11 protein-coding genes and 1 pseudogene are annotated in these 12,723 nt (G+C 35.3%); 7 read left to right on the forward strand and 5 right to left on the reverse strand.

The genetic code is table 11. The features are described from left to right. Window positions 1–59 precede the first annotated feature (59 nt). Window positions 60–1,202, reverse strand: coding sequence for a DEAD/DEAH box helicase (locus AB1278_RS12545; RefSeq protein WP_343638544.1), 1,143 nt, complete (start codon window positions 1,200–1,202; stop codon window positions 60–62). Window positions 1,203–1,416: 214 nt separating this feature from the next. Here AB1278_RS12545 and pncA point away from each other — a divergent pair, with 214 nt between their 5' ends. Further along, a complete protein-coding gene (gene pncA, locus AB1278_RS12550; RefSeq protein WP_202840198.1) occupies window positions 1,417–2,022 on the forward strand; it encodes a bifunctional nicotinamidase/pyrazinamidase in 606 nt (201 codons plus the stop codon). 84 nt (window positions 2,023–2,106) lie between these two features. On the opposite strand, the gene AB1278_RS12555 is transcribed toward pncA, so the two are convergent. Then, complete coding sequence (locus AB1278_RS12555) at window positions 2,107–3,288, reverse strand: pseudouridine synthase (RefSeq protein WP_429814710.1); 1,182 nt, start codon at window positions 3,286–3,288, stop codon at window positions 2,107–2,109. A gap of 102 nt (window positions 3,289–3,390) precedes the next feature. Between AB1278_RS12555 and aroB the strand changes: the two genes are divergently transcribed. The 6 genes and pseudogenes from aroB (at window position 3,391) to AB1278_RS12585 (ending at window position 9,211) form a co-directional block, all read left to right on the forward strand. Further along, window positions 3,391–4,437, forward strand: a complete 1,047-nt coding sequence (gene aroB / locus AB1278_RS12560) for a 3-dehydroquinate synthase (protein WP_343638548.1) — start codon at window positions 3,391–3,393, stop codon at window positions 4,435–4,437. Window positions 4,438–4,712: 275 nt separating this feature from the next. Next, the gene (locus AB1278_RS12565) at window positions 4,713–5,360 is read left to right on the forward strand and encodes a porin family protein (RefSeq protein ID WP_202840194.1); all 648 of its coding nucleotides are present in this window, start codon (window positions 4,713–4,715) and stop codon (window positions 5,358–5,360) included. Between the two features lie 228 nt (window positions 5,361–5,588). Next, window positions 5,589–6,204 (forward strand): annotated as a pseudogene (locus AB1278_RS12570) (porin family protein). A gap of 188 nt (window positions 6,205–6,392) precedes the next feature. Then, entirely contained in the window at window positions 6,393–6,986 is a 594-nt protein-coding gene (locus tag AB1278_RS12575; RefSeq protein ID WP_227942044.1) for a porin family protein, read from the forward strand. 445 nt (window positions 6,987–7,431) lie between these two features. After that, complete coding sequence (locus AB1278_RS12580) at window positions 7,432–8,127, forward strand: porin family protein (protein WP_429814714.1); 696 nt, start codon at window positions 7,432–7,434, stop codon at window positions 8,125–8,127. Window positions 8,128–8,491: 364 nt separating this feature from the next. Then, window positions 8,492–9,211, forward strand: coding sequence for a porin family protein (locus AB1278_RS12585; protein WP_137904080.1), 720 nt, complete (start codon window positions 8,492–8,494; stop codon window positions 9,209–9,211). Window positions 9,212–9,300: 89 nt separating this feature from the next. Here the strand turns inward: AB1278_RS12585 and AB1278_RS12590 are convergent, their stop codons facing one another. The 3 genes from AB1278_RS12590 to purC all read right to left on the reverse strand — a co-directional run bounded on the left by AB1278_RS12590 (window position 9,301) and on the right by purC (window position 12,706). Next, the gene (locus tag AB1278_RS12590) at window positions 9,301–10,248 is read right to left on the reverse strand and encodes a glycerophosphodiester phosphodiesterase family protein (RefSeq protein WP_343638556.1); all 948 of its coding nucleotides are present in this window, start codon (window positions 10,246–10,248) and stop codon (window positions 9,301–9,303) included. Between the two features lie 136 nt (window positions 10,249–10,384). Further along, entirely contained in the window at window positions 10,385–11,884 is a 1,500-nt protein-coding gene (gene purF, locus AB1278_RS12595; RefSeq protein ID WP_411413207.1) for an amidophosphoribosyltransferase, read from the reverse strand. 99 nt (window positions 11,885–11,983) lie between these two features. Beyond that, window positions 11,984–12,706: a phosphoribosylaminoimidazolesuccinocarboxamide synthase gene (purC, locus tag AB1278_RS12600; RefSeq protein WP_110008841.1), complete on the reverse strand. Its 723-nt coding sequence runs from the start codon at window positions 12,704–12,706 to the stop codon at window positions 11,984–11,986. Between the last annotated feature and the right edge of the window lie 17 nt (window positions 12,707–12,723).

The following is a 12,723-nucleotide window of genomic DNA, read 5'->3' on the forward strand; positions in this document are numbered from 1 at the left end:
TTTTATTAAAAAAGGTTTCAATTGTATACACTGAAACCCTTTTTATTTATTATAAATGATTAATATCCATGTAAATCAATACCTTCTGTTCTTTGCAGGGTTACTTTTCTACCCATTTTCTTTTGAATCACCCGGAAATGCTGTAATTCATCATCCGTCAGAATACTGATTGCGATTCCCTTTTCGTTAGCGCGTCCTGTTCTTCCAATACGGTGAATATAATCCAGAGGTGAACGCGGCAATTCATAATTGATAACACATGGCAGAGATTCAATATGGATTCCTCGTCCAATTAAGTCTGTAGCCACCAAAATCTGGGCTCCGTTTACTTTAAATTCTTCCAGGTTGTTTCTTCTCGCTCCCTGTGACTTCTGGCTATGAATGGCCACAGCTTTTATTTTATTCTTTTTAAGTTTCTCTACCAGATTATCCGCAGACCTTGTAGATGAGACGAAAACAAGTGCTTTTTCAACTTTCTTTTCTTTAATTAAATATCGTAAAAAAGGTCCTTTATTTTCGGGAGCAACATGGTATGCCAGCTGTTCGATATTATCAATTTCAACCTCTTCTTTTTTAATTTCTATAATCGCAGGATTGATGGAAAGACGTTCTTTCATTTCTGAAACTTTATCATTCAGGGTTGCTGAAAATAAAGTAGTCTGTTTCGCCACAGGCATCATGGCAAAAAGTTTATTCATTTCTTCGCCAAAGCCGAGCTGAAACATTTTATCAGCTTCGTCAATCACCAAATGCTTAATTCCTGAAATACTCAATGCATTATGATCAATTAGGTCTAACAGACGTCCCGGTGTGGCAATCAAAACTTCCACACCAAACATTCCTTTCATCTGTGGATTGATAGAAACACCTCCGTACACTGCCATTGTACGGACTTCTCTCTTTAGGTTATCAGTGAATGCCCTGAAAACTTCATCGATCTGAATAGCCAGTTCACGGGTAGGAACCAATATCAGAACCTGAACATTACGATCTTTTTTTACTTCTGCATTCTGTAATTTTTCTAAAATCGGCATCACAAAACACGCCGTTTTCCCGGAACCTGTCTGCGCAATTCCCATCAGATCTTTTCCCTGCAAAATGACAGGAACAGCCTGCTCCTGGATTGGAAACGGTTTTAAATACCCTAACTTTTTGACAGAACGAATAATATTGTGTGATAATCCTAACGATTCAAATGACATAAAATACTTATTTCCCGCAAAGATACGCTATTGATATTTGGTTCATGCCTCAAAACAGCATACGTTGCAGACAAAATTCAATTATTTTAAGTGTTAAGTTCTTCGTTGATAAGCATTGAAAAATTTATGTTGCCGATTTGTCCGATAATTAGGGTTTGGACAAATTTTTGAAGATTAGTTTTGTAAATTTATCAAAAATTCGAGAAATCAATATATGAAAAAAGCGTTAATAATAGTCGATGTACAGAATGACTTTTGTGAAGGCGGAGCACTTGCTGTCCCTGGAGCCAGCGAAATTATTCCATACATCAATCTCTTGATGGAGGAAAATGAATATGATCAGGTGGTTCTTACACAAGACTGGCATCCTGCAGGTCATAAAAGTTTTGCAAGCAGCAATGGAAGAAAGGTGGGGGAAAGCATTATTCTCAATGGAGTTCCGCAATTTATGTGGCCGGATCATTGCATTCAGGGGACTTTCGGAGCAGAATTCCATAAAGATCTGAACAGAGATAAAGTAACCCATATTATACAAAAAGGTAAAAATATTGAAATTGACAGCTACAGCGGTTTTCAGGATAACAATCACTTTATGAAAACCGGTTTGGATGATTTCTTAAAATATCACGACATTCAATTGGTAGAAATCGTAGGACTGGCATTAGATTATTGTGTTAAGTTCACTGCACAGGATGCAGTAGCTAATGGATATATAACCTGTCTTCATTTCAATGGAACACGTGCAGTAAATGTAAAACCAGACAATGCCAGAGATGCCATCTATGAAATGATTGAGAAAGGAGTAACTGTTCTGGGATAATAAATAAGACGTACAACGATATAAAAACAAAAAGCGCAGAATTATTTTCTGCGCTTTTTTATTCTTTACTCTCAAAAGTACTGTTTAAAGCATTTTAAGGTTGTTTACTTCTAGTTCTGTAAGGATTCTCCAGTGTCCTCTTTTGATATTCTTCTTCGTTAATCCGGCAAACATTACTCTGTCTAAAGCTTCCACTTCGTATCCTAATCTTTGGAAAATTCTTCTGATAACACGGTTCCATCCGATGTGGATCTCAATTCCGACTTCGTTTTTAGGTTTTCCCTCAATATATGAAATCTGATCAACAACAGCTAATCCTTCATCAAGACGGATACCTTCTGCAATAAGACGTAAATCTTCACCGGTAAGTTTTTTATCCAATGTTACATGATAAATCTTTTTGGCATCAAAAGACGGATGCGTAAGTTTTTTAGTCATGTGACCGTCATTGGTCAGTAAGATAACTCCTGTTGTGGAACGATCCAGTCTTCCCACCGGGAAAAGTCTGTATGGAGAAGCATTCGCAACAAGATCCATTACAGTTTTTCTGGCTTTATCATCTTTGGTAGTAGAAATATACCCTTTCGGCTTATTCAACAGGACATATACAGGCTTTTCAGGAGTAATGCTTTGTCCGTCAAAAACCACTCTGTCTGTTTTCTGTACCTGGTATCCCATTTCAGTTACCACCTTTCCGTTGACTTCTACCAATCCCTGAGTAATCAGCTCATCAGCTTCTCTTCTGCTGCAGATTCCGGAATTAGCAATATACTTATTAAGACGGATGCTGTCTTTGTTAACGTCTTTTTCAATTTTATTCAATCTCCTTTTCTGAACAAAAGATCTCGTTTTGTCATCATTCCTGTCATCACCGCTGGAAGGTCTTCTTCCGTATTTCAGACTGCCTCTTTCATACTTATCTCTTGTATCGAAATTTTTTCCTCCTCTCTTAGGCTTTCCAAAAGATTTCTTCTCATAGCTCTCACTTTTATTCGTGATATAAGGTTTTCTTTCAGATTTTGAACCAAAATCGTCATTGGAATTTTCGAAACTGTCCGTATTTCTTTTAAAAGGTTTCTTTTCAAATCTTGAGTTGGATCCTTTATGTTCCGGCCCTTTTTTTCCTCCGTCTTTAGAGAAAGGCTTTTTAAAAGGTTTTGATCCTGAAGAATTTCCAGATCTGGAAGCACGAGAATCATCAGAACTTTTCTTGGTTGAAATTCTTGGTCTCTTTGGTCTATCTGAATTATTATTATCTCTGCTCATTCTAAAAATTTATGCAAAGATAGTAATTTAGTTACGAGTTAAAAATTAAGAATCATAACTTTGCACTATAGTTTACATTTTTAACTTTACATACAATCAAAGATGATAACAATATTAAACGATAATTTTTCACAGCTCAACGAGTTTCTTCACCAGAAATCTTTCAGTAAAATTTTTATTCTTGTAGATGAAAATACTCATGAATACTGTCTTCCGGTTCTTCTGGGCAATATGGAAACTGATCTTGGCTTTGAAATTTTAGAGATCGAAGCCGGAGAAGAAATGAAAAATATCCAGACAGCCAATCAGCTGTGGGAAATTCTTACGGAAATGCAGGCAGACAGAAAAGCACTGGTTATCAACCTTGGTGGTGGTGTAATTACCGATATGGGAGGATTTGTTGCCTCTACTTATAAAAGAGGAATCCAATTCATTAATATCCCTACTACCCTTTTATCGATGTGTGATGCTTCCATAGGAGGAAAAACAGGGATTGATCTGATGCACTATAAAAATATGGTGGGAACTTTTGCTTTTCCTGAACAAATCTTTATTTATCCAAAATTCTTAGAGACACTGCCTTTTAAAGAATTAAGAAGCGGATTTGCAGAAATGCTGAAACATGGACTAATTGCTGATAAAAATCATTGGGACCAGCTGATTCAGATCCGTAAACTGGAAGTGGAAACCGTTGTTCCTCATATCCAGGCTTCTATGAATATTAAACAGAATGTAGTAGATCAAGATTTCCACGAACAGAATATCAGAAAAACGCTTAATTTCGGGCACACCATCGGACATGCTGTGGAAAGTTTATGTTTACAGCAGGAAAATCCTATTCTTCACGGGGAAGCAGTTGCGATGGGAATGATTGCCGAAGCTCATCTGGCATATCTTGAAAATCTTATCTCTGAAGAAGATTCAAAAATTATCATTGAAAACATCCAGAGATACTATCCATACCTCGACATCAGCGATTTTAAAGATGAAGATATTACCGCATTATTACTGAATGATAAAAAGAATACAGACAGTAAAATCAACTTTTCTCTGCTTACAGGGATAGGTTTCTGCAACTATGATCATCAGTGCAGCCAGAAAAATATCATTGAAGCTTTATCTTTTTATAGAAAACTGAATGATGCCTAGTAATTTTCATAAAATAATTTCATTTTAGAATACCACTTTTGACAAAAATGTCAATTTAGACAACATCTAAACAAATGTTTATTTAAAGATTTAAGTCATTAATAATCAAATGCATAAAATTAAAACCACTTAAACGCTAAGTGGTTTTTTTATTGATTTTAATCATAAAAAATATTTTTGGCAAGCAATTTGAAAGATACTCAGCGTTCAACTGAAAATGCTGAACAGTAGTAAAATTTAAAATTAAGAAAGAGTAAAATTAAAAAATTAAAGTTATGAAAAAGTTAATTTTAGGATTAGCGTTAACTGCAGGAACATTCGCATTCGCTCAACAGACAGGAAACACATCTTCTAATCCGGTAACATTTGGGGTAAAAGGAGGAATGAACGTTTCTTCACTTTCTAACGGTGCAGATTTAAGTGATTCTAAATCAAAAATTGGTTTTAATGCAGGAGTTTTCGCCAACATCCCATTAGCAAGTTCTTTTAGTGTGCAGCCGGAAGTTCTTTATAATGACTTAGGTTCAAAAGTAACAAGAGAATATTCAGTACTTGGTAATAATTATAAGAGCGAATATTCAAGAAATTTAGGATACGTTGCTGTACCGGTAATGTTCCAGTATAATGCAACACCTGAGTTCTTCCTTGAAGCAGGTCCTGAATTTGGATTTCTTGTAAGCGCTAAAGATAAGTTAAAAAGTTCAACAAACAACAGTAACAATACACAAGTTGCCACTCTTGACAAAGATGATTTCCAGACTTTTAACTTTGGTATAGGTATTGGTGCAGGATACTACTTCATTCCTAATTTAGGAATTACAGCAAGATATACTGCAGGTCTTACTGACATTTACAAGAATAATTCTGGTGATGCTGTAAAAAACAATGTATTCCAGGTAGGTTTAGCTTATAGATTCAAATAAGCTTACATTCACTAACAAATTTTATATTCAATATAAAAGATCAGATTAATTTTTTAATCTGGTCTTTTTTTATGTTAAAATAATATGGAGTTAATAATTCACCATCAATACCTCCCATATAGTTGATTTTTCATTCGTTAAAAACATATAAAGTCTATATTCATGGGGTTTGACAGCATATTGTTTGTTGCTTCGCGAACGTTAAACAACATAAAATTAAACTAATCTATGAAAAAGATTTTTCTAGGCCTGGCCATTATCGCAGGTACTTCACTTTGCTCAGAGCACTTCTGCATCTACTGAAGCTACTACTCCATCCACATCTTCTAAAATCAAATTCGGTTTGAAAGCAGGTCTGAACATTTCTACCCTTTCCAATATGGATATGAAGTCAAAAGCAGGATTCTATGGTGGTGTATTTGCCAATATTCCTGTAGCTAAGGATTTTTCAGTGCAGCCGGAAGTTTTATATAGCGCTACGGGGGCAAAAGGAAAAGGAGATAATAATACCCAGCTTAATTTAGAATATCTTTCTGTTCCTGTCATGTTCCAATATAAGGCACTTCCTAATCTGTATGTAGAGGCAGGCCCGCAATTTAACTTTTTGATTGATGCCAGATTAAAGAAAACTGCTTCTACGAGCCTTCTTAAAAATGGAACTCAATCTTTCGATTTTGGGATCGGATTGGGAGCGGGTTATTTTTTTACCAAAAATATTGGGGTGAATGTGAGATATACCGCAGGCTTATCTGATATTGTAAAAACAAAATATCAGTACGGATATGACAGAGAGGGATCTGTAAAAAATGGCGTATTCCAGATAGGATTAAACTACAAATTCTAAAGTTTACTAAGTTTTTTAATGACAAGGAGGCCGGATTAATTTTAATCCGGCTTTTTTACCGCAGATAAAAAAATATTCTTAAAAAATGTATACTAAGTAGAAAATTAAGAACATAAATTGATTTTGGCACGTAGTTTGTTTCTTAAAGAAATGTTAAATAAAACTTAATAACTATTAAAAATAAACTTATGAAAAAGATTTTTTTAGGCCTTGCGCTTGTAGCAGGTACTTTTGCTTTCTCTCAGAAGACTTCAACTTCTACTGCTTCTTCTTCTCCAGTTAGATTTGGTGTGAAAGCGGGTCTTAATATTTCAACTCTTACCGAGAATGATTTCAATTCAAAAGCGGGATTCTACGGAGGATTATTTGCCAATATTCCTGTAGCTCAGGACTTCTCTTTCCAACCAGAAGTGTTATACAACGGAATGGGTGCAAAAATTAAAGGGACTAATGATATAAAAGTAAACCTGGATTATATTTCTGTACCGTTAATGCTTCAATATAATGCCCTTCCTAACCTATACGTGGAAGCAGGACCTCAATTCAGCTTTTTGATTAACTCAAAACTGAAAGCTGATTCCAATTCTGCAGATGCTAAAGATCTGTTCAAAGGTTTTGACTTCGGAATCGGTCTGGGAGCAGGATATTATTTCACAGACAATATCGGAATTACCGCAAGATATGTGGCTGGTTTAACGGATGTTGCCAAAGACAGACCGGATCTATCTGAAGACAAAGCTAAAAACGGAGTATTCCAGGTAGGTTTAGCATATAAATTTTAAGAAATCAGTTTAGCTTTTTAAAGCAGACTTCTCATCAATACAGAGCCGGATTTAATATAATCCGGTTTTTTTATTTGTCCCGATATTTTGGCAAGAAATTTGCCTGTAGAATAATTGATTGTACTCTATCCGGAATTTTTCCAACTTACGGTTCATGTTTCACAATGAGTATGCTTTGATTCATTTGATATTCAATTGAATATCAGAATTACAATCTAACTATTACCATTAAACTTTAACGGAACTGTGTCAGCCAAGCTGGCAATATGAGTACACAACAGAATATGGAAAATATTTTGTCTGTTCAATAAGATACATTTTGATTTCAATAGAAAAAGTCAGGTTTATTAGTTTACGCCTGACTTTTTCGCTTATTATGACTTTTATCACTTTATCCTTTTGTGGCAGATATTTTGATCCAAAAAAGAAAATTAAACTTTAAATCATGAAAAAACTCTTTGCAGTAATTGTAATTGCAGGTTGCCTTTTCGCGAATGCGCAGGAAAAACATCAGTCAAAATCTTCTCCTGTCACTTTTGGTGTTAAAGCAGGTTTTAACGGTTCTACACTTACCAGAGGAGATGGCTATGAATATGATAACAATGAGAAAATCAAAGCAGGTTTTCATGCAGGAGTGTTTGCGAATATTCCTGTTTCTAAGAAATTCAGCATCCAGCCAGAGCTTCTTTTCAGTCAGCTGGGATCAAAATCAGACTATAACTACAGAACCAGCTCGGGAAACTACAGAAAGACACAACACTATGATTATAGGACAACATTAAATTACCTTTCTCTTCCTGTAATGGTTCAATACAATATTCTTCCGCAGCTTTATGTAGAAGCAGGTCCTGAATTCGGATATCTGCTGGGAGGAAAGACAAAAGGAGATTTAACCACTATCGAGACTACCGGAAATTCAGTTACAGTACAGCGTACGGAATATATTTCACAGAGCATTTCAAAAAGCCTTTTTAATCGTTTCAATGTAGGATTAGGTATTGGTGCCGGATATTATTTCACTGAAAACTTTGGCGTAACCGCAAGATTTACGGCTGGGCTTACCGAAGTTTACAAATACAACGACGGTGATAAAGTAAGAAATAATGCACTTCAGGTAGGAGTAGTATACCGATTTAAATAGAGATATTTATTATTTTCAAAACTGGTGCCGGGCTTTAAAAAGTCCGGTATTTTTATTTTTATTCTTAAAAAGTACCCGGAAGTCCTTTTAATTCATGGAAAAGCCAATTCCAGTTCAATTTTTTTTATTATTTCAATTATCAATAATAAAGTGTAATGAGCCTTCAACTATTTTCACAAAACATTCATTATATAAAATATTTATTCATCAAAAAGGGATAAATGGTTTAAAATAAACTTTTCAAAAATCATCTCAAAAGCCCTTTAAACAGGCATTTTTCGACTTTGGCAAGCAATTTGCAAAATACTTGGAGTCTGATTGAGAGATATCCGACACACAAATAGTAAAATTAAAAAATAAAATTATGAAGAAGTTATTTTTAGGATTAGCATTAACTGCTGGTACACTAGCTTTCGCTCAGGAGACAGAAACAAAGACGGAAACTAAAACAGTCAATGCATCACCACTAAAAAAAGATGTACAACCCATTAGATTCGGAATCAAGGCCGGAGGAAACTCAGCTTATTTCAGTGAGCAAAAGTTTGGAATTAACACACAACAACTAGGTTTCCACGCAGGTGCATTCGTTAATATTCCACTTTCAAAACATTTCAGCTTACAGCCAGAGGTATTATACAACCAAATGGGAGCAAAAGATGTAATTTCATCTACAGAAACTGATAATGGAATTACGAATGTAAAAACTAAAGAAGAAGGTAGAGTAAAGATGAACTATATTTCAGTTCCATTGATGCTTCAGATGAGACCTACAGAGAAATTTTACGTTGAAGCCGGACCTGAATTCAGTTATTTCATCAACGGAAAGACTAAAGGAGAAAGAAGTGTAGCAAGTACTACAGGAGGTGTTACTACAACCACTACAAGTTCTAATACTGAAGATATCGACAAAGATCAGATCAATAAATTCAATTTCGGATTGGGTCTTGGTTTAGGATATGATATCACATCTAACATCGGTATCAGCGCAAGATATGTAAATAGCTTGACAAAAATTGATAAAAGCAGACCTGCTGCTGAAAACAACAACAGAGTATTTCAGTTAGGTCTTAACTACAAATTCTAATTAGAAACCAATTTTTTAACCGAAGTGCATTAACCTTGCACGCATAAAATAGCCGGAAGATTTTCTTCCGGCTATTTATATCAAAAGTTTTATTCAAATATTCTCGGATCATCACTGATCACCCCATCTATTCCCATTTCTTTTAATTCCTTTAATCTTTCTCTGGTATTCACAGTCCATGGGATTACTTTCATGCCTAATGAGTGGCATTCCTTTACTAATTGGGGCGTTACAAGATTATGTTCCGGGCTGTAAATTGTAGGAGTAAAACTCAGGAACTTCATATCTCCGGCTACTCCATTCATATGATCAGGATACATTCTGAACTTTTCTACCGGAATATTTTTAAAATAAGCCTGCTGCTGGGCCAGCTTTTTATCATCAACCTTTTCTACGAGTAAAGCAGTCATTATTCCAGGATATTCTTTATGAAGAATTTCCAGTGTTCTTGGATCAAAAGACTGAATGATCACCCTATCCTGGATCTTTTTTTCAATAATGATCTTCATCATCAGATCCACAAACTCTTTGGGTTCGGGATGGAATATATTGTCTGAGAAAGGACGTGTTTTGGTTTCTATATTATAATAAGGTAACGGCCTTTTCAATTCACGGGCATAAGCTTCAGATGCATCAATGACGTCTGAAAAGAGAGGTTTCTGAACCTTCATTTTCTTTTGATCAGGATAGTTTTCCAGTTTTTTCATTCCTACATCAAAGGTTTTGATCTTTGCATAAGACATTTCATAAATTTTATAATAAAACCCCGAATCCTTGGGAATATAGGTTCCATTTGGTTTTGTTACCAATTCAGGTGAAAGAAAAGCATCATGGGAAAGAATTACTTTTTTATCTTTTGTTATGGCCAGATCCATTTCCAATGTGGAAACATTCATTTTTAATCCGTTTTTCATAGCCGGTATTGTATTTTCCGGGTAAAGGGATTTTCCTCCGCGGTGTGCCTGCCTGTCAAAAGATTGTGAAGCATAAAATTGGGTAAATACAATAAAAATACCCGTGAATAGTGCATTTTTCATATCCTGAAGTTTTAATCTTACAAAATTAAAACTCCACTGTATATTGTATAATAAAGGAATATTAAGCTTTTGCTACATTTCTAAAACAAAAGAACCAGGTTGTACACCCGGTCCTTTTTATATTTCAATAAAGAGACTAATTGAATAAATCTACTTCTTCTCCTTTTCCTACAGGATATTCTTCTGTAAAGCATCCGAAGCAGTGGTTGGCTGATCCTAAAATATCTTTCAGGTTATCGATACTTAAAAACTCTAAGGAGTCTACTCCCAGGTAATTTTTAAGTTCTTCCGTAGTCATATTGGCAGAAATCAGATCATCTTTGGACGGAGTATCAATTCCAAGGTAGCAAGGAGCGATAATTGGAGGGGAAACACTTCTGAAGTGAATTTCCTTTACTCCTGCATCTTTTAAAATTTTAACCAGTCTTTTAGATGTTGTTCCACGAACAATAGAATCGTCAATAATGACTACTCTCTTGTCTTTCATTTCAGAAATGATCGGGTTCAGCTTAAGATTCACTACCCTTTCTCTCATTTCCTGTGTAGGAACGATGAAACTTCTTCCGATATATCTGTTTTTGATCAAAACCGGACGAAAAGGTATTCCTGAAGCTTTAGAGAAACCAATAGCAGCCGGAACTCCGGAATCCGGAACTCCAATTACCAGATCAGCTTCTACAGGAGCCTGTTCCCAGATTTTCTCTCCGGATTTTTCTCTGATCTCGTAAACATTGATATTTTCTAAGGTAGAGTCAGGTCTTGCGAAATAAATATATTCGAAAGAACAGATTCTCTGCTTACCTTTCGCTTCATCCATCATATAAGAATGAAGTTTTCCAGGTTCGTTTTCGTTGGTATAAATGATCTCACCAGGAAGGATATCACGTACATACTGAGCACCCACAGCATCCAATGCTACAGATTCTGAAGCTACTACATAAGATTTTTCATCAATAGCCCCCAATACTAACGGACGGATACCGTTGAAGTCTCTGAATGCAAAGAATTTGTTTCTGGTCATCCCTACTACAGAATAAGCTCCTTCAATCTTTTCCATGGTTGCTTTAATCGCTCCACGAAGACCTAAATCAAGGTTTTTCTGAATCAGTCTCAGGATAACTTCAGAATCGGAAGTCGCTCTGAAAACTACGCCTTCAGCTTCTAATTCTGCTTTTAATTCTTTGGCATTGGTAAGATTACCATTGTGTGCTATAGAAAGTATAATCTGGTCATATTCGTTTTTCGCGAAAAATGGCTGAAAATTATATTTCTTCTTATCTCCTGCAGTGGTATAACGGGTATGCCCAATTGCAGAATTTCCCATAAAAGTTTCAGGTTCCTGAATGTCTTTATAAACATCTAAAACCAGTCCTTCGTCTTTCATGTTTGTGATTCTTCCATCCTTTAAAACGGAAATACCACAAGCCTCCTGACCTCTGTGCTGTAATGCAAAAAGGCCAAACTGTGAAAGAGAGAAAGTATCCAGATCATTATCCGAATACATTCCGAAGATCCCACATTCTTCATTAGGAGCATCCAGTCTTTCCTCTTCCTGAGTTCTGAAAAGATTTCTTCCGTAGGTCTGGGTTTTAAACTGTTTTAAATATTCACTTTTATGAATGTCTAAACTTTTCATTTCTATTTTTTCTAAATTAAAAGATTAAAAAATTTAATGATTAAAAAGATTACAGCCTGTTTAATTTTTAAATGGTTTAATCTTTAAATAAATTAAATCTTATTTCTGTAAAAGATTTTTAAGACGGTTGTAGATTTCAACATAAGCCTCAGTAACTTCTCCTAAGTCTCTTCTGAATCTGTCTTTGTCTAATTTCTTCATGGTATCTTTATCCCAAAGTCTGCAAGTATCAGGAGAGATTTCGTCTGCTAAGATGATTTCACCGTCTGAAGTTTTACCTAATTCGATTTTGAAATCTACCAGGATGATATTGATTTTGTCAAACAGGTCGATAAGGATATCATTGATATCTGAAGATAACTCATACATTTCGTCAAGTTCTTCGTAAGTAGCTGCTCCTAAGAAAACGGCATGGTGATCATTGATAAGCGGATCTCCCAATTCATCTTTTTTATAACAGATATCGAAGATCGTTACAGGAGATTTAATTCCTTCTTCCACTCCTAATCTTTGCGCCATGCTTCCTGCAGAGTAGTTTCTTACCACCATTTCCAAAGGAATGATAGAAACCTTTCTTACCAGCTGCTCTCTTTCGTCTAATTTTTTGATGAAATGAGTTTTAATCCCTTTCTCATTTAAGTATTCAAAAATAAGGGTTGTGATTGCGTTGTTCATTTCCCCTTTAAGGTCTACCTGACCTCTTTTTTGAGCGTTAAATGCTGTAGCATCGTCTTTGAAACGTACTACTACTTCATCAGGATTATCGGTTGCAAATACTTGTTTTGCTTTCCCCTCGTACAACATTTCTTTCTTTTGACTCATAATTTTACTTTCTAAAT

Source organism: Chryseobacterium sp. NRRL B-14798 (assembly GCF_050470705.1).
In the GTDB taxonomy this organism is placed as follows: domain Bacteria; phylum Bacteroidota; class Bacteroidia; order Flavobacteriales; family Weeksellaceae; genus Chryseobacterium; species Chryseobacterium cupriresistens.